17 protein-coding genes are annotated in these 23,313 nt (G+C 45.9%); all 17 read left to right on the top strand.

Features of this window, described 5'->3' with window-relative positions:
* The first annotated feature begins 986 nt into the window (after positions 1-986).
* The 17 genes from CAGA_RS10860 (at position 987) to CAGA_RS10780 (ending at position 23,309) form a co-directional block, all read left to right on the top strand.
* Positions 987-1,811, top strand: a complete 825-nt coding sequence (locus tag CAGA_RS10860) for a ParA family protein (RefSeq protein ID WP_135660712.1) — start codon at positions 987-989, stop codon at positions 1,809-1,811.
* Positions 1,768-2,712: a ParB/RepB/Spo0J family partition protein gene (locus tag CAGA_RS10855; RefSeq protein WP_135660710.1), complete on the top strand. Its 945-nt coding sequence runs from the start codon at positions 1,768-1,770 to the stop codon at positions 2,710-2,712. Before CAGA_RS10860 ends, CAGA_RS10855 begins: the two co-directional genes overlap by 44 nt.
* 233 nt (positions 2,713-2,945) lie before the next feature.
* The gene (locus CAGA_RS10850; protein WP_135660708.1) at positions 2,946-3,650 is read left to right on the top strand and encodes a hypothetical protein; all 705 of its coding nucleotides are present in this window, start codon (positions 2,946-2,948) and stop codon (positions 3,648-3,650) included.
* Positions 3,651-3,720: 70 nt separating this feature from the next.
* Positions 3,721-7,971 carry a SpaA isopeptide-forming pilin-related protein gene (locus CAGA_RS10845; RefSeq protein WP_135660706.1) on the top strand — a complete coding sequence of 1,417 codons (4,251 nt, stop codon included), beginning with the start codon at positions 3,721-3,723 and terminating at the stop codon, positions 7,969-7,971.
* Between the two features lie 148 nt (positions 7,972-8,119).
* Positions 8,120-8,413, top strand: coding sequence for an exodeoxyribonuclease VII small subunit (locus CAGA_RS10840; RefSeq protein ID WP_003525240.1), 294 nt, complete (start codon positions 8,120-8,122; stop codon positions 8,411-8,413).
* Positions 8,414-8,422: 9 nt separating this feature from the next.
* Positions 8,423-9,016: a hypothetical protein gene (locus CAGA_RS10835; protein ID WP_135660704.1), complete on the top strand. Its 594-nt coding sequence runs from the start codon at positions 8,423-8,425 to the stop codon at positions 9,014-9,016.
* A 13-nt stretch (positions 9,017-9,029) separates the two neighbouring features.
* Entirely contained in the window at positions 9,030-9,263 is a 234-nt protein-coding gene (locus tag CAGA_RS10830; RefSeq protein ID WP_014635905.1) for a hypothetical protein, read from the top strand.
* The gene (locus CAGA_RS10825; RefSeq protein WP_118219143.1) at positions 9,241-9,798 is read left to right on the top strand and encodes a hypothetical protein; all 558 of its coding nucleotides are present in this window, start codon (positions 9,241-9,243) and stop codon (positions 9,796-9,798) included. The genes CAGA_RS10830 and CAGA_RS10825 overlap by 23 nt, the downstream gene beginning before the upstream one ends.
* A gap of 5 nt (positions 9,799-9,803) precedes the next feature.
* Positions 9,804-10,487, top strand: coding sequence for a hypothetical protein (locus CAGA_RS10820; protein WP_107209009.1), 684 nt, complete (start codon positions 9,804-9,806; stop codon positions 10,485-10,487).
* Positions 10,488-10,502: 15 nt separating this feature from the next.
* The gene (locus tag CAGA_RS12855) at positions 10,503-18,305 is read left to right on the top strand and encodes an N-6 DNA methylase (protein ID WP_135660702.1); all 7,803 of its coding nucleotides are present in this window, start codon (positions 10,503-10,505) and stop codon (positions 18,303-18,305) included.
* Positions 18,295-18,687: a hypothetical protein gene (locus CAGA_RS10810; RefSeq protein ID WP_015573069.1), complete on the top strand. Its 393-nt coding sequence runs from the start codon at positions 18,295-18,297 to the stop codon at positions 18,685-18,687. Before CAGA_RS12855 ends, CAGA_RS10810 begins: the two co-directional genes overlap by 11 nt.
* A 16-nt stretch (positions 18,688-18,703) precedes the next feature.
* Positions 18,704-19,657: a DUF3991 and TOPRIM domain-containing protein gene (locus CAGA_RS10805; RefSeq protein WP_135660700.1), complete on the top strand. Its 954-nt coding sequence runs from the start codon at positions 18,704-18,706 to the stop codon at positions 19,655-19,657.
* Positions 19,654-20,571 (top strand): DUF3846 domain-containing protein, encoded by a 918-nt coding sequence (locus CAGA_RS10800; protein ID WP_015573067.1) that lies wholly within the window; start codon positions 19,654-19,656, stop codon positions 20,569-20,571. Before CAGA_RS10805 ends, CAGA_RS10800 begins: the two co-directional genes overlap by 4 nt.
* A gap of 133 nt (positions 20,572-20,704) precedes the next feature.
* Positions 20,705-20,848, top strand: coding sequence for a DUF3789 domain-containing protein (locus tag CAGA_RS10795; RefSeq protein WP_074017777.1), 144 nt, complete (start codon positions 20,705-20,707; stop codon positions 20,846-20,848).
* Positions 20,829-21,170, top strand: a complete 342-nt coding sequence (locus CAGA_RS10790) for a plasmid mobilization protein (protein ID WP_015573066.1) — start codon at positions 20,829-20,831, stop codon at positions 21,168-21,170. The genes CAGA_RS10795 and CAGA_RS10790 overlap by 20 nt, the downstream gene beginning before the upstream one ends.
* Positions 21,161-22,531: a relaxase/mobilization nuclease domain-containing protein gene (locus CAGA_RS10785; RefSeq protein WP_135660698.1), complete on the top strand. Its 1,371-nt coding sequence runs from the start codon at positions 21,161-21,163 to the stop codon at positions 22,529-22,531. The genes CAGA_RS10790 and CAGA_RS10785 overlap by 10 nt, the downstream gene beginning before the upstream one ends.
* Positions 22,515-23,309, top strand: coding sequence for a PcfB family protein (locus CAGA_RS10780; protein WP_135660696.1), 795 nt, complete (start codon positions 22,515-22,517; stop codon positions 23,307-23,309). The genes CAGA_RS10785 and CAGA_RS10780 overlap by 17 nt, the downstream gene beginning before the upstream one ends.
* Positions 23,310-23,313 lie beyond the last annotated feature (4 nt).

Here is a 23,313-nt window from a genome sequence, read left to right as displayed (position 1 = left end):
CATACACATATACAGCATACACCTGTTTGTGAGTGCTGTTTTTGGGGATATGTCAAAATTGATAAGGCAAAAGTATTCTTAAATTGGGTACAAAAAACTAAGCCCCTACAAAAGGGACTATCATAATCCTTTGTTCCCACTATTTGATTATAGTTTTATTTAAGAATACCTTGCCGCATATTTTTTACTCCTTTTCTGGAATTGAATTATTATATCACATCAGTTTTAGGAAAACAAGTATCTAAAAGAAATTTTTCTTCCCCTTATATGTAACAATCATACCGGCTTCCTAACGTTCAGAATGGTTTCTACTGTCTGCTGCGGTGTTTGGTTGGAATTGTCCAGCCAAAAGCCGATCCGTGGTGTTGTCTGCATTTTACTAAATACAAATTTGTCTTTCTCTTAATTTCCTATTATACACCAAAATTATGAATATTTCTACCCGCCGTCTATTGACCTCAATTACGAGGGAAATAGGCGGCTTTTTTGTTTCTAAAAAAATATTTTCAAGAAATTTTTGAAAAAGGGGTGATTTTGGGTGTGCATTTTGACCCCCTTTGTCCAAATGAGTGAAGGGGTTAATTCCGAACCACGAAAAGGTCAGCCCATTCACTTGTATTTTGACAACTGAATAAATCATTCACTAAGACTTTAATTCTGATGATTTTAGCCACCTTATCGGGTACGCCGTGACTTCTGCATTGCAGAACAGCGAGAACTCCCGGTATAAGTAACAGGTTGCCCCTGTTACGGCGATGACAGTCAGAAGGATAATGATACTTCTCTACGGAGCTGGCGGAGTACCCGGCAGAGGTGAAATTCCTATGATACAGATTAGCAACCTGTTCCTTAGTGACTTCCCGTGAGCTTTATGCTCGGCAAGGGGTGTTGAGAACAAATATTGCCCGACCGGTTAGGAAATGAGCCGGTCAAGTACATAGCCATACTGCGATGGCTATGAATTTTACGAAAGGAGGACGCACAAAGTGTCGAACTGCAAAACGATTGCGATATGCAATCAAAAAGGCGGAGTTGGAAAGACGACCACTACGGTAAACCTCGGCGTCGGTCTTGCAATGCAGGGAAAGAAAGTGCTGCTCATAGACGCAGACCCACAGGGCGACTTAACCACTTGTCTCGGTTGGCAGGATATGGATAACTTGGGTATCACGCTTGCAACAAAACTCACAGATGTCATAAACGAAACGATGAATGACCCTACGGTCGGTATTCTGCACCACGACGAAGGTGTTGACCTTGTTCCGGCAAACCTTGAGCTTTCTGCGATGGAATTTAACCTTGTCAACGCAATGAGCAGAGAGACGGCATTGAGAAATTATCTCAGCGAAGTGAAGGACAAATACGACTATATCCTTATAGACTGTATGCCTTCCCTCGGAATGGTAACAATCAATGCGCTATCTGCGGCAGACAGCGTTATTATTCCTGTTCAGGCTCAGTATTTACCGGCAAAAGGAATGACGCAGCTTGTTCAGACCATTTCAAGAGTTAAGAAGCGTATCAATCCGAACTTAAAGATTGGCGGTATGCTTCTCACTTTGGTGGATAGCCGTACCAACCTCGCCAAAAGCACGGTAGAAGCTCTGAGAGAAAACTTCGGTAGTCAAATCAAGATGTATCGAACATATATCCCGATTGCCGTAAAAGCCGCAGAGACTTCTTCCAAAGGCAAGAGCATTTATGCCTACGAACCCAACAGTACGGTGTCAAAGGCGTACACCGAATTTACAAAGGAGGTGTTAGCCGATGGCAGGAAGAAAGAGCGACTTCACTCTCACGAAGCTCGATGACTTATTTTCAACGCAGGAACAGAGAGATGAAGAAAAGCTTTCCAAAATTCGAGATATTCCCTTGACTGAAATTGACGATTTCCCCGACCACCCTTTTAAGGTGCGTGATGACGAGGATATGGCACAGCTCATTGAGAGTATCAAGGAACGAGGGGTTATTACTCCGGCAACGGTAAGGCAGAAAGAGGACGGCAGATACGAACTCATTTCAGGACACAGACGAAAGCGAGCTTGTGAGCTTGCCGGGTTTGATACGCTCCGTTGTGAAGTCGTTGACCTGAACCGAGACGAAGCCACGATTTTAATGGTTGAGAGCAACTATCAAAGGTCGCAGATACTTCCCTCTGAAAAAGCTTATGCCTACAAAATGCGTTTGGAAGCAATGAAAAGGCAAGGAGAACGCACGGATTTAACTTGTGACCCACTGGGGGACAAGTTGGCGGGAACAAAATCTGTAATGTTGTTAGCTGATAAATCAGATGACAGCAAAACTCAAATTCAGCGATATATTCGCCTTACAAACCTTGTTCCCGAACTTTTGGATTATGTGGACGAGGGGCGAATTAAAATGCGACCGGCGGTTGAATTGTCTTTTCTCGATGAGGACAGTCAGCGTGATGTGGTTGATGAAATCGACCTGAACGACGCAACCCCGTCCCACGACCAAACAATCCGTATGCGAAAGTTCTTTGAGGAGGGTAAGCTAACAACCGAAGCAATCCAAGCGATTATGTCGGAGGAAAAACCAAACCAAAGGGAGAAAATTGTTTTGAGGGGCGACAGGGTTCGACAGCTTATCCCGAAGAACATTCCCATAAGCCAAACGGAGGATTTTGTGTGCAAGGCATTGGAGCATTACAACAAGTTTCTGCGAAGCAGAGCCGACCGTGACAGCCGATAGCCTTCCCCCTTTCTCACACTCTAACCCCTATATATACCGGCTATTAACCTGCTGAAAAATATACTCTATCTCCCTTGAGTATATCTATCTCAATAACATATAGCTGTCTATTAAAGGGTTCGCACATTTGGAGCAAAAGCAAAATGTCTGCTACGATAAAAAGTTCAGCCAATCGCACCTTTGATGTTTTGAACGGTTTTGATTACGATTAAGGCAGAAAGGAGCGATAGATAATGAAAAACAGGCTGATACCTTGTGTTCTTGCCTGCCTGATGATTTTCCTCGTAGGTTGTAGCGGTAACACAGCCAAAGAAGCTGCACAGGAGATAACGAAAACAGAGACTTCTTTTCCGGCTGGTAATACTGAAACAAATTCTCAGGAAGATACGGCAGAAGAACCGGAAAGCACGGCAGTTCAGGAAGATACACCGATTACGGCAGAAGAAATCCAATCAACCGCTGAAAGTCAGACGGTTGCAGCCGTTCAGACAAAACCGGCGGAAGATAAAACGGCTGAAACTCCTGTAACTGAAAAGCCAAAGGCAGAGCCACCAAAGCAGACAACCACGCAGACTGAACCCGAAAAACAAACGGAACAGCCAAAAGAACAGACAACTGCCGAACAAAAGCCGGTTGAAAAACCGACAGAAAAGCCGGCAGAACCGAAACCGACAGAGCCGCCCAAGCAGACATTTGATGTCAGCCCTTATGTAAGTTACGCAAAAGAGTATGCGGTAAGCATAGGGCTTTCTCTTGACAGCACGGCGACAGAATGTTGGGACAATCCCATATCCGCAAATCCTAACCGAAGCGGTATTAAGTCTGATATTGAAAGCAGACTGAACCGATACAAGAACAGCGAAGGTTTTACCGCTGTGTGGATATGGACAGAAAAGCTATCCGATACGGAGTACAACATCTATATCGGCTACTGCTAAAACAAAATAATTTTAAGCGGACGCACTGAGTAACATCGGTGCGTTTTTGCATTTCAGGGAGGAAAACGCAATGGTTAAAACAAAATTCAAGAAAGCCGTCTCGCTTGTGTTGGCGGCGGTTATGAGCCTTACTGCTTTTATGGGCATTGGGGCAACGACAGCCTTTGCAGCCGTAGGAGAAAAAGCCGATGTGTACCTCGTCGATTATCCCCGAAGCGGAGATACCAATAACAACGGCGAATGGGGACACGGCAATCTCAACTATATGAACGGTTGGAAAGGCTTGTCCACAAAATATACAGGACTTCGTGCAATGGGTTCGTATTCGGGCAATATTGCCTACTGTATTGAACCGGGTACAGGTCAGCGGACTGGAGATACTCTCACCGAAAAGGACGAGAACTTCTTCAACAACATCAGCCCGAACGGAACGATTTCCGGCGATGATATTCGCCTGCTTATCGGTCGTATCTTGCAGTACGGCTATCGTGGAGGTATTTCGACAAGCTGGAAGTCGCAGAATGAAAGCGACGCCAACTGTATCGCACACGCTTATGCCACTCAGATTTTGATTTGGGAAACGATTGTCGGCGAAAGAGACGCAGGCTTTAATCACGTTTCTACCGGCGGGTACAATGCCGTGCTTGAATGTGTAAGCTCTGCACACCCACTCCGCAGTAAAATCCTGTCTTACTACAACAGTATGGTAACAAGCGTTCAGAACCATACGAAAGTTCCGAGCTTCTGCACAAGGTCAAGCGGTTCTGCAAAGGTAAACGAGCTTGAATGGAACGGAAGCAAGTATGTTGCTACTCTCACCGATACAAACGGTGTGCTTGGCAATTATACCTTCTCGGCAAATATTGACGGAGTTTCCTTCTCTACCAGCGGAAACAAATTGACTGTTTCAATGGAAAAAGCTCCGAGCAAGGAATTTACTATCACAGCCGCAAAAAAGAACGGTGTCCGCAGAGGTGTGGTCGTATGGTCTGATGGTATCCACCAGAATGGCAACGGCATTCAGGATGTTGTCACTTACGCTCAGGAGGTCAGCGACCCTGTCAGCGGTTTTGTCAAAATGAAGGTGAGCTACGGCTCTTGTCAGATTGTAAAGACAAGTGAGGACGGAAAGGTTGACGGTATTCAGTTTACCATCAGCGGTAACGGTGTCAATCAGACTGTAACAACCGCAAACGGCGGTAAATTCCAACTGGATAACCTTATGCCCGGTGTTTACACGGTCACAGAGCAGTCTATTGACAAATATGTTCCGCAGGAGGTTCACAGAGTAACTGTTGTTGCCGGTCAGGTGGCAAAGGTCAATTTCAATAATGTTCTCAAAAGAGGTAATCTTCGGGTCATCAAATCTTCTGAGGATAACTTGGTTGAGGGCGTTACCTTCCATCTTTACGGCACATCTCTTTCCGGTATTGCTGTCGATGAGTATGCCGTGACAGATAAGAACGGTGTTGCTTCTTTTGATGATGTGCTTATCAGCGGCACTACCCCATACACCATTGAGGAAGTGGATACCGCAATCCGTTATGTTGTGCCTGCAAATCAGACCGCACCGATTAACTGGAAAGAAGTAACCACAAGAAACTTCACGAACATTCTCAAAAAGTTCAGCGTAACCGTAACAAAGAGCGACCGAGAGGAAGGCACACCGCAGGGCGACGCTACCCTTGCCGGAGCAGTTTACGGTATCTATAAAGGTGAAACCCTTGTGGACAAGTATGTGACGGATAAGAACGGGCAGTTTACCACAAAGGAATATGTCTGTGATAATGACTGGACAATCCGTGAAATCACGCCGTCCGAGGGTTATCTGCTCGACGGTACAATCCATAAGGTCGGTGCTGAACCGCAGCTTTATACGGTGGAACACAATCAGACCGCAAATGATGTTACCGAACAGGTTATGAAAGGCAATATCGCTATCATCAAGCATACCGATGACGGCGAAACAAAGATTGAAACACCGGAAAACGGTGCAACTTTTGAAATCTATCTGAAATCTTCCGGCAGCTTTGATTCAGCAGAGGAAGATGAAAGAGATGTAATTGTTTGTGATGAAAACGGCTTCGGTCAGACAAAGGATATGCCTTACGGCGTATATACCGTTCATCAGACCTCCGGTTGGGAGGGGCGTGAGTTAATGGACGACTTCGATGTGTTCATTGCTCAGAACGGACAGACCTACCGCTATCTCATCAACAACGCAAACTTTGAAAGCTATATCAAGGTGGTTAAGGTGGACGCAGAAAGTGGTAAAAACATTCCTTATGCCGGTGCTGGGTTCAAAATCTTTGACCCGGACGGCAATCAGGTAACAATGACCTTCACTTATCCTACTCCGACAACGATAGATATTTTCTACACTGATGCAAACGGACAGCTTGTTACACCGGAGAAACTGGAATACGGCAAGGGATATTCTCTTGTTGAGGTTCAGGCTCCTTACGGATATGTGCTTGACAGCACACCGGTGTACTTTGATGTGGCAGAGGAACATTCTTCCGATGAGGGTGGTATTACCGTGATTAAGGTCGATAAGCCTAATATGGCACAGAAAGGTACTGTCAGCATTGAAAAGACCGGCGAGGTATTCTCAGGGGTAAATATCTCCGGAGAGGAAAATGCCGATGTGATTTATCAGCCTGTCTATGAAGTGAAAGGTCTTGCAGGTGCGGTTTATGAGATTACCGCAGCAGAAGATATTATCACTCCTGACGGAACACTCCGTTATGCAAAGGGCGAGGTCGTAGATACTGTTACCACAGATGAAAACGGACTTGCAAAGAGTAAGGAGCTTTACCTCGGCAGATATACGGTAGTTGAAATTACCGCACCGGAGGGTATGGTTATCAACAAGGAAGCACACGAGGTCGAGCTTACCTACGCAGGTCAGGAAGTCGCCGTGACCGAAACGGCAACCAGCTTCGTAAACGAGAGACAAAAGGTTACGGTAAGTCTTGAAAAAGCTATCGAGAAGAACGACATCTTCAATATCGGCAACGGCGATGAAGTGAAGAACATCAGCTTCGGACTTTTCGCTGCTGAGGAACTTGTTTCAACAAGCGGTACTTCTATCCCGGCAGACGGTCTGATTGAGATTATCTCACTTTCCGAAAATGGTAAGGCTGTTATCAAAACCGACCTTCCTTTTGGAAGCTACTATGTAAAGGAACTTGCAACTGATGAGCATTATATCCTTTCCGACAGCAAGTATCCGTTTACTTTCAGCTATGCGGGACAGGATACCGAAACTGTTGAGATTGCAGTCAATGACGGCAAGCCGATTGAAAACAAGCTCATTTACGGTTCTGTTTCCGGTAAGAAGATTACCGAAAACGGCGAAGCACTGGGAGGTGCTGTAATCGGTCTGTTTAAGGCTGATGAAACCGAATTTACAAAAGAAAATGCTTTGATGACTGCTACCTCCCAAAAAGACGGTAGCTTTTCTTTTGAGAAAGTACCGTATGGCAACTGGCTTGTAAGAGAAATCGAGCAGCCGGAGGGCTTCGTGCTTGATGAAACTTCTTATGAAGTTAAAATCTCCGAGGTCGCTCAGGTCATTGAGGTCGAAATCGTCAATGAGTATGTTCACGGCAATATCAAGTTGACTAAGGTCGATGAAGATTACCCGGACAACAAGCTGACAGGAGCGACCTTTGAGGTTTACAAAGATGTAAACGGCGATGGCAAACTGGACGACGGCGACGAGCTTATCGGTACACTCAACGAAACTTCTACGGGTATTTACGAGATGAAGGAGCTTCTTTACGGAAAATACCTTGTAAGAGAAACCAAAGCACCGGAAGGCTTTGAACTTGATAAGGGTGTGTACTCTGTTTTCATTGAAAAAGATGAAACCACCTACGAGGTAGAAAACAAAGCCGGCGTCGGCTTTATTAACACGGCTATGAAAGGAAACCTGAAAATCGTTAAGACTTCCTCAGACGGTAAGGTTGAAGGCTTCACTTTCAGAGTTACGGGAGTAAACGGATACGACCGAAGCTTCACGACCGATAAGAACGGCGAAATCGTTATTGAGGGACTTCGTATCGGCGATTACACCGTTTCCGAGGTTCAGGATAGTGTTTCTGCTTCCTATGTGCTTCCTGCGGATAAGATTGCAACAGTAAAGGTCGGCTCTACTACCGTTGTGGAAATGCACAATGAGCTGAGAGACACACCAAAGACCGGAGATAACAGCAATGTGGGCTTGTGGACGGCACTTGCGGGACTTTCTGCCCTCGGTATTGTCGGCACAGCCGTTGTTGCGTACAGAAAAAAGAAGAAGGAGGACAATGAGTAATGGACGCTAAAACAATCGTAGCAGTTGTATTAGTCGCCTTTATTATCGGAGGCTTTATCTTCTTGCAGATTAAGAACAGAAAGAAATAAGGAACGCTTGTGTGGGCGGAGTGAAAACTTCGCCCACCGTTCTTTTACGGAGGTGCATTATGAATAAGCAAAAGACGGTTGACAGCAAGGTGCTTGCAATACTCAGAGAATGCCCCGAAACGAGGTATGACGATATGCAGCTTATCCTTTGCTATTACAACCGATACAGCTATATGAGAGTCGGAGATTTACCGCTTGAGGATATAGTCAACAACTATAAAGGCTACGGCTTGCCGTGCTTTGAGACTATCCGCAGAGCAAGACAGAGAGTGCAATCCCTATTTCCCGAACTGTCAAGGCAGTGCAGTGGCTGCGACTGCGGAAACATCAGAATTGTGATTGAAGTAAGCTGAGGTGTGGATATGAACGAGGAAAAAAGAAAAATCGGTGAATACACTGTTCTTTGCTCGGTCAATGTGGGCGAAAAGGAAGTTATCTTGGCTTCCAATGAGCAAAGCACAAACGGCGATAAATATATGTGCGGCTTTGCAGAGCGAAACGACCTGTTTGAACTGTGTTCGGAATGTATGGTAAGCGATGACTATATCGAAATCGTACACCTTTTCGGTAGCCGTGTGGCGAATGAAGCGGAGCTTTTCAAGGAACAGGTCGAAAAGCTGGATATTCCAATCACACTCATAACAGAAGCCGATTGTATCCCCGACCACTATTCCAAAGACATCAACGGCAAAATCATAGCTATTGACCCCAAGGTATTAAAGCCCGAATTTCAGAGAGCCGACAGACAGCTCTACTATGTTACGGGAGGTTTCGGTGCGTCGGCAAACAGCCGTGGAAGTGCTGTGTTCTGCACAAATCTTCACACCGGCAAATCCACCCGATATGAAAGAATGGACGTTATGGGCGAGGTAAAGCCTGAGTGTCTGCCTGAATGGGCAAAGGAAAAGGCACAAGAGCTTTTACACAAGAAGCGAAACAAAGACAAAGAACGATAAGGAGGACAAAGCAATGAAGGAAAAATTCACTTTTCAACAGAAAACAAAGCTTCTGACGAAACTGTTTGACGCAGGCTGCAATACCGAAAAGAAATTGCAGCAGCTTGATATGGAGAGCATTTTGAAAATTCCTGGTATCACTATTCCGGATATGAGCCTGATTATCGAGCTTCAGAAGCAGACCAAAGCCAATAAGCTGTTCTCTTATTTGGGAGGTGGCACTGATGAGCAGTCAGGAACAGAATGACCGCCATATCATTTGGAGCGACATTAGCCTTGACCTTGATGATTGGCGAGAGTCTTTGGAGGAATTGTATCCCGGATATTCCGATGATGAGCTTTACGACATTATGGTAAAATCTAATGCCGAAAATCTTTATGATGAACGAGTAAATCTCAACATTCAGCTTTCACAGCCGATTATCGTAATCGGCGACCTCGGCAGATGGAACGGCAGAGTGTCGGGCTACAAGATGATTGATTCCGGCAACATCAAGGATTGCCTTTATTCCGATACCGATTACACCGAATGGTATGTGGATAAGTACGGCGATCTTCGAGCCGACGCCGTTCATCACGACGGAACAAACCATTATCTATACCGTGTATTCAAAGACGGTGTTACCGATACGCAGATTGAAAATCTGCAAGATAAAATCTACAACGGAAAAGCCACAAGAGCCGACATCACACGAGTTACCAAAAGGCTCGGCGATGACATTGCCGGAGTTTATGGTTTTCCTATTCCAAAGCAAAGACAAACAAACGAACAAGCGAGGTGATGAAAATGGATTACAGAGTATTGACCGAAACAGAGCGCAAATACACCTTCAGTCAAAGCCAGCAGCTCTCTATGCAGACCGGTCTTATCGGATATTTGAGAGCCGACTTTGGTTCTAACGGGAACGAGTTTTGGACGACTTGGAACGATTTCAGAAAAGACTTGAAAACCGATGAGTTTAAGGCTGAATTTGATGATGTGATAAACGGATTGCGTGACGGCGATGTTTTGTCCGGCAGGAAGTCTATGTCCTCTTACTGTTATTCCACTCCCGACAGCTCCTTTAATGATGACCGCAACCACTACGGCATTCGTCTTGATACGGAAAAGTACAGCTATCTTATGAGGTTTAACCCCAACAGGGGCGAGTACAATCTTTACTGCTATTGCTATCAGAAAGAGTGGCTGAACAACCACTTGAAAAATGCCGAGCGTGGTATCCGATTTATTGACCCGCACTATCAGGAGCAGTTTCGCATTGCGGACGGAGAGAAAATCTCAATTAAGCTCGGCGACGGCAAAACAATGGAGAGAACTTGCAGATATATTGACGACTACCATTTGGAGGTCGGAACAAATCTCTACCATATCTGCGAATTTGCCGAGCTTTGCGAGAGAAACGGTCATACCGTAGAACCAGCCGCAAAAGAAAACAAAAAACCTGCAAAGGACAAAGAAAAATCACGATAAGGAGGTGCAGACGAGGTGGCAAGGAAATTTGACCTGATTTCAGAGCTGTATGAAAGAACCTGTTTTGCGGTTACAGACAATCCGGTAAACTGGCAATCGTTTCTGAAAACAGCAGGCAGAAATTTCAGGCTCCGATTTGATGAACAGCTTCTCATTTATGCCCAAAGACCCGACGCAACAGCCGTGCTTGAAATCGAACGATGGAACGGTACTTTCGGTCGCTGGGTAAACCGGGGAGCAAAGGGTATTGCCGTATTTGAGGACGCAGACAGAAGCCGTCAAAGGCTGATTCATTACTTTGATATATCGGACACCCACGAAAGCCGACATTCCCGCCCTGTTCCTATTTGGGAGATGAGACCCGATTATGAAGCAGAGGTTATCGAAACGCTTGAAAACACTTTCGGGGCGGTAAACGATACAACGAGTATTGAAAATGTCGTCAAAGAGAGCATTGCCAATGCCGTCGAGGACAACATCGCAGACTATATCTCCGACTTTATGAGCTTAGGTGCAGGAAGCGATATTGAGTATTTGTCTGCCGATGAAGCAAATGCCTTGTATTTGGAGCTTGTCAGAAACAGCGTATCATATATGGTTATGGCTCGATTGGGACTGAACGCAGACAAGGTCTATTCTCCCGATGACTTTGCCGGGATTTCAAGCTTCAATTCACAGGAAGTTCTCAATGCGGTGGGCATTGCTACAAGCGACATTGCTGAAATGGCATTGCTCCCTGTCAGCAGAACAATCAGCACGCTCAGCAAGGAAAATCGCATAATTGATGAACAGGGACAATCCGAATACAATAAAGACATCAAAGACGAAAGGAGTCAAAGCGATGAGCGAAATCACATACACGATGGTGGGAGATTACAATCTTCCGAACCTGAAGCTGCCGGAGCAGAAGGAAGTGACTCTCGGCAGATGGTCGCAGATGAGGAGAACTTATCTGAAGGAACATCACAAAATTCTGTACTACAATCTTCTGACGAAAGGGATTCTGAACAGTCACTTGGCGGAGGTTCAGCAGAGAGCCAGCGAACTGGAGGAAACTCTCGTAAAGCAGATGGCAGAGAAAGCGGGACTGACGGAGCAGATGAAAGCGGAAGATATGATGAAATGGGTTCGCCTGATGAACAACATCAGGAACTCGGCACAGGAAATCGTGAAGAATCAGGTAATATTCGCTTAGAGTATTACGACAGAAACCACGAGGACAAGAGCCTGCCGTTTTTCGGTGGCGATGATACTATCCGAGAAATACTCGGCACTACCCCGCATTTGTCCGCTTCAAAGGAAGAAATCAAAGACTTCTATGAGAGAAATACGGATAATGCGACCCGTACCGAATATATCAAGGGTATTTTCAACAATGATTACACCCAGCTACCTTTAAGCGACGGCAGGCTTGTCGGCTACAAAACATTTCAGAATGTCCTCCACTTGTGGGAGGGCGAATACGAAAACAGAACAGCTCAGAGCTTCTATGACTGGGGCGTAATCGCACAGCATTTTGAAGCAATGAGACTTTTGGGAGAATTGACCGATACAATGAAGCCGCTTCCGTCTATGGACGGTCAGTTGACTCTCATTATGGGAAATCAGGCAGAGGAACAAAAAACCTCTGCCTTTACTTTTTCTCAGGAAATCATAGACGCTGTATTGACCCGTGGAAGCGGAGTTTCCGAGGGCAAAATGCGTATCTATGAGCAGTTTGAAAAGAGCCTTTCTGCTAAAGAGAACGCCGACTTCTTGAAAAACGAATACGGTTGGGGCGGCTCTTACCCTGTCATTATCGGTGCAGGCATTGACGAACAGCACGATGGAAAAGGTATCACAATTTCAAAAGGTATCGGAAGCGACAAGCCGCACATTACGCTTTCTTGGTCTCAGGTTGAAAAGCGTATCGGAGACCTTATCCGTATGGACAGATACCTAAACCCAAAGGAAAAAGAAAGGTACCCGGAATGGCTTGAAAAGCAGGAAGAAAGGCGAGCCGAGCTTGCAGAGCAGAGAAAAAACCGTGAGATACTCTCTACCGCACCGCCTGAGCCTGAAAACAAAGAGGACGAACCGGAAGCACAGTATGAATATCATCTCGGCGACAGCGTATATATCGGAGCTTCGCAGTATGAGATTTTGTCCTTTGATGAAAACCGTGTAATGCTCTATGACTTCGATATGCCCCTATTCAACAAGGAGATTTCAAGGGAAGAATTTGACCGCAAAGTGCGTGAAAATCCGATGAACGACCACTTGAAGGTCAGTGTGTTACCGGCGGAAGAAAAATTCGTTACAGGCGAAAATGAAGCTCAAAACGATACCGAAACCGTACAGGATTTCAGTCCGAAAACCGGTTATGACGACGCATTCTTTATCGACCTGGTCAATGAAAGTGTAATTTGGATGTACTATAACCCTGACAGCAATGCCGGAGGTCAGTATGTTACAAATACGCTTTCTTTTGACGAGATACAGCAAGCTGCACGGGAATATGACTCGACTGAGGATTTCTTTGATTACCTCGGCAGCATTGCAAATCAGGAGCTTGCCGATGTAGGTACGGAATGGTTTGTGGACGCAGAAAGTCAGTTTTCGGAACAGCCTGATTTCACAGACTGTACCAAAGCGACAATGCAAAGCCTTGTGGCTGCTGCTTCTGAAGTACCGGTTTATGACCGAGAAACGGAAATCCTTTATTCCGTGCTTGGCAGATTAAAGATTGACGACATTGCTCTCAGTTATGATGAAAACGGTCTTGTTGCAAGGGACAGCGATAACGAATGGCACGGTGCAGAGTTTTATCATTTTCTTGTTGATGAAGCCTTTGTGTTTGAAGATGACGGTTCTGTGCTTGGTATCAGACCTGACTTGCTTGATGACTTTAAGGTTTTATCCGAACACAACGGCGTTGAAGTTAAGGACAACCGAGATAAAGAACCTGAGCCGATAGTTCCCGCTTGGGAGCAAAAGAAAAAGTCAAGGGTAAAGAACTTTGACCTCCACCCGGATATTCCGATGTCCGAGCGACACAACTTTGACCTTGCCAATAATCAGGTTGAGGAAGTGAACAAGAAAGAGCGTTTTCATAGGAACTATGCGGCAATTAAGGTCTTGAAGGATTGTCAAAACGAAAACCGTTTTGCAACACCTGACGAGCAGAAAATTTTGTCGAGATATGTCGGCTGGGGTGGTATTCCCGAAGCCTTTGACGAACGAGCCGGAGCTTGGCATACCGAGTATGCAATGCTGAAAAATATTCTGACGCCGGAGGAATATGCGTCGGCAAGAGAAAGCACACTGACTGCATTTTACACTCCGCCCGAAGTATCTACCGCCATTTACAAGGTGTTGGAACAGATGGGATTTCAGGAGGGCAACCTGCTTGAGCCGTCCTGCGGTATCGGTAACTTCATCGGTATGCTGCCTAAGTCAATGGAAAACTCAAAGGTTTACGGTGTTGAGCTTGATACCATTTCAGCTGGTATCGCTCAGCAGCTTTATCAGAAATCTTCCATTGCGGCACAGGGCTTTGAGGAAGTAAATGTCCCCGACAGCTTCTTTGACGGTGTTATCGGCAACGTGCCTTTCGGAGATTTCAAAGTCTCCGATAAAAGATACGACAAGTACAACTTTCTCATTCACGATTATTTCTTTGCGAAATCGCTTGATAAATTACGCCCCGGCGGTGTGATGGCTCTTGTGACAAGCAAAGGAACTATGGACAAGGAAAACTCCAATGTGCGTAAATATATCGCACAGAGGGCGGAGCTTCTCGGAGCAATCAGACTTCCGAATGACACCTTCAAAGGCAATGCCGGAACAGAGGTTGTATCCGATATTCTGTTTCTGCAAAAGCGAGACAGACTTATAGACATTGAGCCGGATTGGGTTCATCTTGACACCGACGAAAACGGTATAAGAATGAACTCGTATTTTGTTCAGCACCCGGAAATGATACTCGGCGAAATGAAAATGGTAAGCGGTCGCTTCGGACCGGAAGCAACCTGTGAGCCGTTCGATAATGCCGACCTTTCGGAGCTTTTGAACGAAGCGGTATCAAACATTCACGGAGAAATCTCTGAATACGAGGTTGCCGACGAGCTGGAGGAAGAAGATAATTCCATCCCGGCAGACCCTACGGTAAGGAACTTCTCTTACACGGTTTTGGACGACAAAATCTATTTCCGAGAGAACTCCCGTATGTCTCCGGTAGAGGTATCGGCAACCGCTGAGAACCGTATCAAGGGTATGATTGGGATAAGAGATTGCGTCCGCAACCTGATTGAACTGCAAACCGAGGATTACTCGGACAGTGAAATCAAACAGGCACAGGATAAGCTGAACACTCTGTATGACAGTTTTACAAAGAAATACGGACTGATTAACAGTCGTGCCAATACTTCTGCCTTTTCCGACGACAGCTCCTATGCTCTGCTCTCTGCTCTTGAGGTCATCAACGAAGATGGCGAACTGGAACGCAAGGCAGATATGTTCTTCAAAAGGACGATAAAACCGCACAAGCCGGTAACGGAGGTTGATACCGCAGACGAAGCTCTCGCTGTCTCTATGGGTGAAAAAGCAGCCATTGATATGGAATATATGATGGAGCTTTCCGGCAAAAGCGAGGAGGAATTATTCGCTGACCTAAAGGGTGTAATCTTTTTAAATCCTCTTTATGAGTACGGTAATTCTTATGAGCCGAAGTATCTGATGGCAGACGAATATCTGTCGGGCAATGTTCGTGAGAAGCTGGCGACAGCCAAAAGGTCTGCGGCATTGTATCCCGAAGATTACACCGTCAATGTGCAGGCACTTGAAAAGGTGCAGCCAAAGGATTTGACGGCAAGCGAGATTTCCGTAAGGCTCGGTGCGACTTGGATACCACCCGAAATATTCCAACAGTTTATGTTTGAGTTTCTCGACACCCCACGCTATGCACAGTGGAATATCAAGGTTCACTACTCTCAGTTTACAGGCGAATGGAACATCGAGGGAAAGAGCTATGACCGTTCCAATGTAAAGGCGTACAGCACATACGGCACTTCCCGTATCAACGCATATAAGATAATTGAGGAAACGCTGAACCTGAAAGATGTCCGTATCTTTGACTATATCGAAGATGACGAGGGCAAAAAGAAAGCCGTTCTCAATAAAAAGGAAACGGCAATCGCACAGGCAAAGCAGGAACTCATAAAGCAGGGCTTTCAGGACTGGATATGGGATGACCCTACCCGCCGAGAAAAACTCACGAAGATGTATAACGAAAAATTCAACAGCATAAGACCCCGTGAGTACGACGGAAGCCACATTGTTTTTAACGGTATGAACCCGGAAATCGAACTCCGTGAACATCAGAAAAATGCGGTTGCACACATTCTGTACGGCGGCAATACGCTGTTGGCACACGCAGTCGGTGCGGGCAAGACCTTTGAAATGGTGGCGGCTGCTATGGAGTCCAAACGACTCGGACTTTGCAATAAGTCGCTGTTCGTAGTCCCGAATCACTTAACCGAGCAATGGGCGGCAGAGTTCTTACAACTCTATCCGGCGGCGAATATTCTTGTGGCGACAAAGCGAGATTTTGAGACCAAGAACCGCAAAAAGTTCTGCGGTCGAATTGCTACGGGAGATTATGACGCCGTAATCATCGGTCATTCTCAGTTTGAAAAAATACCGATGTCCATAGAAAGACAGAGGGCAATTCTTGAGCAACAGCTTGAAGAACTGACAGACGGTATTATGGATTTGAAGCGAAACCGTGGAGAAAATTTCTCCATTAAGCAGCTTGAAAAGTCTAAAAAGTCCGTGAAACAAAAGTTGGAAAAGCTCAACGACCAAAGCCGCAAGGACGATGTTGTTACCTTTGAAGAACTCGGTGTGGACAGACTTTTTATTGATGAGAGTCATTATTACAAGAATCTCTACCTTTACACCAAAATGCGTAATGTGGGCGGTATCGCTCAAACGGAAGCACAGAAATCCTCCGACCTGTTTATGAAGTGCCGATACCTTGACGAGCTTACAGGCGGTCGAGGAACGGTATTTGCAACCGGCACTCCTATCTCAAACAGTATGGTGGAACTCTATACCATTCAGCGATACTTGCAGTACAACACGCTTGTAAAAAACAACTTGCAGCACTTCGACTCGTGGGCAAGTACCTTTGGAGAGACAGTAACTGCGGTTGAGCTTACCCCGGAGGGAACGGGTTACAGAGCGAAAACCCGCTTTGCAAAATTCTATAACCTTCCGGAGCTTATGGCGATGTTTAAGGAGGTCGCCGACATCAAGACGGCGGATATGCTGGAGCTGCCTGTGCCGGAAGCACACTTCCACAATGTTGCGGTCAAGCCTTCGGAAATGCAGAAAGAGATGGTTGCTTCCCTTGCGGAACGAGCCGAGAAAGTTCGTGGTGGCGGTGTGGATTCGAGTGTAGATAATATGCTCAAAATCACAAACGACGGCAGAAAGTTGGCTCTCGACCAGCGTATGCTAAACGATATGCTGCCTGATTTTGAAGGCAGTAAAATCAACGCCTGCGTCGATAACATTTACCGCATTTGGGAGGAAACAGCCGACAAAAAATCGGCACAGCTTGTGTTCTGCGACCTCTCAACGCCAAAGAACGACGGCACATTCTCGGTATATAACGACATCAGAAAGAAGCTCATAGAGCGTGGTGTCCCCGAAAGCGAAGTCCGCTTTATCCACGAAGCAGATACCGATGTGAAGAAGAAAGAGTTGTTCCAAAAGACCCGTAAGGGCGAGGTCAGAGTGCTTCTCGGCTCTACGCAGAAGATGGGAGCCGGCACGAATGTTCAGGACAGACTTATCGCACTTCATGATGTCGATTGCCCGTGGAGACCGTCAGACTTGGAGCAACGCTCCGGTCGAATTATCCGACAGGGCAACTCAAACCCCGATGTAGATATTTACCGCTATGTTACAGAGCAGACCTTCGACGCATACCTGTATCAGCTTGTAGAGGGAAAGCAAAAGTTCGCCAGTCAGATTATGACGAGCAAATCCCCGGTGCGTTCTGCCGAGGATATTGATGAAACCGCTCTGTCCTATGCAGAGATTAAAATGCTTGCCACCGGCAACCCGTATATTAAGGAGAAGATGGATTTGGACATTCAAGTCCAAAAGCTGAAGCTCTTAAAATCCAACTTTCTCTCTGAAAGATACGCTTTGGAAGATAAGATAATCAAATATTATCCGCAGAGAATTACAGCTTTGGAAAACCGCATTGAAGGCTTGAAGCAAGATGTAGAAACTGCGAAACAGCACCCGAAACCAACGGACGACCGCTTTGTCGGTATGGAGGTTAAGGGTGTTTTTTATTCCGAAAAAGCCGATGCCGGCAAAGCAATCATTGAAACCTGCAAGCAGATGAACAGCCCCGACCCTATTCCTCTCGGCAAGTACCGAGGGTTTGAAACGGAGCTGCTTTTTAATACCGCAGAGCGAAATTATGAGGTTCGACTGAAAGGTGCGACAAGCAGAAATGTTCCTCTCGGCGATGACGCACACGGCAATATTATCCGTCTTGATAACGGAATTGAGAGATTTGCCGAGAGCTTATCGCTTGCGGAAAATGACCTTGAGAACACCAAAAATCAGTTGGAAACCGCAAAGAAAGAAGTCCAAAAACCATTTATCCAAGAGGAAGAACTCAAGACAAAGCTTGCCCGACTGGACGAGCTGAATATCTTGCTCAATATGGATAAGCGAGAAAACGAAATTGTCGGCGGCGAACCCGATGAGGGCGAAGTGCCGAACACACGAAAGGAGAAAACCTATGAACGATAAAATGACACCCGATAAGGAAAGAGAAAACTGCCCTTGCAGAAAAGCAATCATTAACCCTTTTGACACAATGATGATGGTTGTGGTCAGGAGACTTGATAAAGCATATCTCGAATTGAAAAGAAGCAAACCGCCCGCAAAGGAAGCAGAATTTGCCCTTAGAAATGCAAAGCTTTCTTTCTACGGAGAGTTGGTTCGACAGAGCATTGAAACGGTGTTTTCGCCGGAAGAAATCATTGCTTTGTATGAAAACGACGACCTTGCGGGAGGTGCTTGGACTGTTTGGAATGACATCGGCTGCCCTGTTGATAAGATACTCATTATCATTGCAAAGCTCAGTATCAACGAACCGATTCAGAAAGCAGTTGCCGATTTGCTGATGTAGAACGGCGGTGATAATTATGCCGTATATTGCACCGGAGGTCATAACCGAAGCCAAACGAATGGACTTATTAACCTATCTCAGAGAGTATGAACCGGGCGAGCTTGTTAAGTTTTCAAGCAACACATACACCACAAGAACCCACGACAGCTTAAAGATTTCCAATGGAAAATGGATGTGGTGGTCGAGAGGTATCGGGGGCAAATCCGCCCTCGATTACCTTATCAAAGTCCGTGGAATGGATTTTGTAGGTGCGGTTCAGACCATTATGGGAAACGGTTCAGTCAGCTTTCCTACTTGCGAAAATATCAAAAGCTATGAGGAACAGCCATTGCTTCTGCCCCAAAAAAGTCCCACTACCGATGTGGTATTTGATTACCTTTTCGGGCGTGGGATTGATTATGAAATCATCAATTACTGCTTGGAACAGGAGCTAATCATTGAGTCGCTTCCGTATCACAATGCTGTTTTTATCGGCTATGACGAAAACAAAGAACCTAAATACGCCGCATACAGAGCAACAAATCAATCAAGGATTATGGGCGACTGCACCGGCAGTAAAAAGCAATATTCTTTCCGCCTGACTGCCGAAAACACCGGAGAGGTTCATCTTTTTGAGTGTGCCATTGACCTGCTTTCCTATGCAACTTTGATGAAGCTGGAGGGCAAAGACTGGCGACAGTTTAACCTTGTTTCTCTTGCGGGAGTGTATTCCCCAAAGCAGAAAATCGAGGACTCGAAAGTGCCTGTTACACTTGGCAGGCTGCTTGAAAAGGATAAAACAATCAGGCGAATTGTTCTTCATTTGGACAATGATATTGCCGGAAGAAAAGCGACCAAAGCGTTGCAGACGATTCTCTCAGACAAGTATGAAGTCGTTGACGACCCTCCCCAATACGGGAAAGATGTCAACGACTTTCTTTGTAAACGCTTAGGGATAAAAGATAAAACCGAAAGGAGTTTTGCACGATGAAACTAAAAGAAATCAGAGAAATGTACCCGGAGGGTACGCAGATTGTACTCACTGAAATGGCTGGCGAAAGTCAAATGCCATACGGTCTGAAAGGAACGGTTAAGTTCGTTGACGACGCCGGACAGATTCATATGAGTTGGGAAAACGGAAGCTCCCTCGCTTTGAATATTCACGAAGATACCTTTGAAAAGGTCGAAGCACCGGAGAAGATTTCCGTCATTCTCGTTGAGCCGGGCAGGTATCCGAAGCTCATTGAAATTGAGGATACGCTGGAAGCAATGCAGTCTCTTGTGGAGGGAGATATTGAAGAATATATGCCCTTTGAGGACGAGGTTGCCATCATCTGCAACGAGGAAGGAAAGATGAACGGTATGCCTCTGAACAGGGCAGTTTATTCCGAGCCTGAGAATGTTGAGATGAGTTATCCGCAGTTGAAAGCTCATTTCCGGCAGGCAGAAAAAGAAAGAACACACACGACCGGATATATTGTTTTTACGGCTGACAGCTTTGACAAGCCTTACACAGAGGAACAAAGAACCTATGTTGTCAGCAGTAACAACAAGGCTTTCATTGAGGGTATGGGCGGATATTCTATCTATGCTTCTTCCCTTGACGGCTCGGATAAATGTGTGCGACTGGAAGCATATATGGCTGATGAACACGGCGGCAAGGACGGTTGGAAGATTGAAAAATGTTATGTGAAAGACGACAGCAACCGTGAAATGCTCGACATTATTGCCGGCAAGTTCTTCATTGCATACGCACCGATTGAGTCGGAAAAGTTTCTCAGTATGCCGAAAGAACTGGCTCGTAAGTACGAGGAAAAGTTCAAATACCCGGAGAGGTTTAACAAGTCTATGGACGGTATTGAAGCAAAGCCGTATAAGCCTGTCTCAAAGGATATGGAGAGATAAGAGTCAATCTATGGGGCAACCCTGAGTGTCTGCATAATCTTAGCGAGCAGACCATTTATGGACAGGAATGTCCAAAACGGTACACTCGTTAGGGGTTGCCCCTAATACCCCAAAGAAGAAAGGAGCATAAACTGTGCGGGAGATAGTATTGGTCGCCGCCGGGTTAATCATCGGCGGTTTTTTCGGAGTAACAACAATGTGCCTGTTTCAGATAAACCGGGACAGACACTATATTTACAGAAAGGACAGCGATAAAAATGAGCAAGAGAAACATTGAAAAGCACATTCTGATGAACAAGGCAGAAGCTCAGGATTTGCAGAAAAAAGCAAAGCGGGCGTGTCTTTCCGAAGGCGGTCTTATCCGTTTGCTTCTCAAAGGATATGAGCCGAGAGAAAAGCCCGACGAAAGATTTTACGATGTTATGCGTGAGCTTTCTGCTATCGGCAACAACATCAATCAGCTTGCGGCGAAAGCAAACACCCTCGGATTTGTGGACGCACCGCAGCTCAAAAAGGAAGCCGAGCGTTGGCACAAGTTTCAGGCTGATGTGGAGCGTACTTTTTTAAGACCCGATAAGAGCGATATGAAATGGCAGTAAGTAAATTGTGGTCTGTCACATCAAGGCTCGGTCAGGTAATCGACTATGCCGCCAATCCCGAAAAGACTGCGGCAGATATTTACACCGAGGAACAGTATCAGGCTCTCCGTGATGTTCTCAGCTACGCAAAGGACGAAGAAAAAACCGAGCGTGAATTTTTCGTTGAGGGTATCAACTGCAACCCTGCGACCGCAAGAGACCAGTTTGTATCTGTGAAAAAAGCATACGGCAAAGACGACGGCATACAAGCCTATCACGGATACCTGAGCTTTAAGGAACAGGACATTTCCCCGGAGCTGGCACAGAAAATCGGAATGGAATTTGCAAACGAGGTGTGGGGCAAAAGATTTCAGGTGGTGGTTACTACTCATCTGAACACGAAGCACCTGCACTGCCACTATGTAATCAACTCCGTTTCCTTTGTGGACGGCAAGCGGTTATGGGGCGATGAAAAAGCGTGGTTCAAGTTCCGTTTGGTTGCCGACCGTCTCTGTGAAAAGTACGGACTGTATTACAATCCAAACCCAAACCGCAGTAAGCAATCCTCTTATTACCATAAGCATGAGCAAGCAGGTATGCCGAGCCGATATTCAATGACCCGTGACGCCATTGATGAAGCGATTGCACACAGCACCAACTTAAAGACCTTTGATTATATTCTCACGCAGATGGGCTATGAGCATTGTCTCAGCGACAGCCGAAAGTATTGGACGATTGTTCCGAAAGGATACAAGAAGCCGATACGACTTAAATCCCTCGGAGAGAATTATACCGAGGAAGCAATCAAGCGTAGGCTGACGGAAAATCAAAAGGTTCTCATCGTTCCTTTTGCCAAAGAAACGGTAAGAGTCAGGCAGTACCGAATGCCCACAAGAGAACACAAAATCAAAAAGGTCGGCGGACTGTATGGACTGTATCTGCATTACTGCTATAAGCTCGGCTATCTGCCGAAGTACAAAAAACAGAATACCGCAAGGCTTCACTATCTTTTGAAAGAAGATTTGCTGAAGCTCGATAAAATCACTCAGGAGACAAGGCTGCTTGGACGGGAGAACATTTCTACCGACGAGCAGCTTTTCTCATATAAAGAGTCCGTGTTGTCGCAAATCAAATCCCTGACTGACGATAGAACGCACCTGCGAAAACAGTTAAGAAGAAATTTGAGTGACGATGAGCTATCAAATGTCAAAGAGCAGGTTGCGGCAATCACGAGCAAGCTGTGGACTCTCCGCAAAGAGGTCGGTCTTTGTGATGACATAGCCGAAAGGTCAAAGGTCATTGAAGCCAACCTTGAAACGGTTAGAGTTTACGAAGAAAAACAAGAAAGAAAGGAGCAGAACCGTAATGACAAACGGAGGTGATGCGGCAGAACAGGTCGTCAGGCTATCGCTTGAGGGCTTTGAAGTAGCCGCAAAATTAAGCGGAGCGGCAGCTAAAAATATTGCCGTTCTTTTAGTCTCTGTTCTCAAACAGGAACAGAAAACAAAAGGCAAGGCTCGACTTACCAATATGATTAAGTCGGGCAAGGAGCTGAAGGTGTTTTCTATCCCCAACAAGGACTTGAAGAAGTTTACCGAGCAGGCAAAACGCTACGGCGTTCTATACTGCGTACTCAGGGATAAAAACACAAAGGGCGATAATGTACCGATTGATATTATTGCCCGTGCAGAGGACGCTTCCAAAATTCAGAGAATCGTTGAGAGATTTGAACTCGGTAAGGTTGATAAGGCTGCGATTGTCACCGAGTCTCAGAAGGCTGTCGAAAAGCGTGAAGCTTTGGAGAAAGACAAGCCGACAAAAACCAAAAACGAAATCATCACTGAGGAAGCCGTCAGAAAGCCTATTCAGAAAGAGGGGTATTCCCAATCAAACCCCACAGTCGCCAAAACGGACAAAAACCCTCCGTCAAGGCACGACTCCGAGCCGGTAGATATGCAAACTGATAAGGGTACTGTAAGCGACAGACAGAGAAAGCCGTCGGTAAAAGCAAAGCTTGACCGATATAAGGCACAGTCCAAGCAGCAGAAAGAAGCAGAACGCAAAGAGCCGGAGGTATCAAAGCCGGAGGTCAAGAACGCCCCGGCACAGACCGCACACCAGCAGCCGAAACCCAAAAGCAAAAATGTGAAAGAGAGGTAATCAC

The organism is Caproiciproducens galactitolivorans, from assembly GCF_004768785.1.
GTDB lineage: Bacteria > Bacillota > Clostridia > Oscillospirales > Acutalibacteraceae > Caproiciproducens > Caproiciproducens galactitolivorans.
The sequence above is the reverse complement of the archived record's forward strand: the minus strand, read 5'-3'. Positions and strand labels throughout refer to the sequence as shown.

Coding starts and splice junctions, on each gene's coding strand:
- CAGA_RS10835 (WP_135660704.1), top strand. CDS start 8,423: ATGAACGAGGAAAAAAGAAAAATCGGTGAATACACTGTTCTTTGCTCG.
- CAGA_RS10825 (WP_118219143.1), top strand. CDS start 9,241: ATGAGCAGTCAGGAACAGAATGACCGCCATATCATTTGGAGCGACATT.
- CAGA_RS10845 (WP_135660706.1), top strand. CDS start 3,721: ATGGTTAAAACAAAATTCAAGAAAGCCGTCTCGCTTGTGTTGGCGGCG.
- CAGA_RS10855 (WP_135660710.1), top strand. CDS start 1,768: ATGGCAGGAAGAAAGAGCGACTTCACTCTCACGAAGCTCGATGACTTA.
- CAGA_RS10820 (WP_107209009.1), top strand. CDS start 9,804: ATGGATTACAGAGTATTGACCGAAACAGAGCGCAAATACACCTTCAGT.
- CAGA_RS10840 (WP_003525240.1), top strand. CDS start 8,120: ATGAATAAGCAAAAGACGGTTGACAGCAAGGTGCTTGCAATACTCAGA.
- CAGA_RS10800 (WP_015573067.1), top strand. CDS start 19,654: ATGAAACTAAAAGAAATCAGAGAAATGTACCCGGAGGGTACGCAGATT.
- CAGA_RS10780 (WP_135660696.1), top strand. CDS start 22,515: ATGACAAACGGAGGTGATGCGGCAGAACAGGTCGTCAGGCTATCGCTT.
- CAGA_RS10850 (WP_135660708.1), top strand. CDS start 2,946: ATGAAAAACAGGCTGATACCTTGTGTTCTTGCCTGCCTGATGATTTTC.
- CAGA_RS10830 (WP_014635905.1), top strand. CDS start 9,030: ATGAAGGAAAAATTCACTTTTCAACAGAAAACAAAGCTTCTGACGAAA.
- CAGA_RS10790 (WP_015573066.1), top strand. CDS start 20,829: ATGAGCAAGAGAAACATTGAAAAGCACATTCTGATGAACAAGGCAGAA.
- CAGA_RS10785 (WP_135660698.1), top strand. CDS start 21,161: ATGGCAGTAAGTAAATTGTGGTCTGTCACATCAAGGCTCGGTCAGGTA.
- CAGA_RS10810 (WP_015573069.1), top strand. CDS start 18,295: ATGAACGATAAAATGACACCCGATAAGGAAAGAGAAAACTGCCCTTGC.
- CAGA_RS10805 (WP_135660700.1), top strand. CDS start 18,704: ATGCCGTATATTGCACCGGAGGTCATAACCGAAGCCAAACGAATGGAC.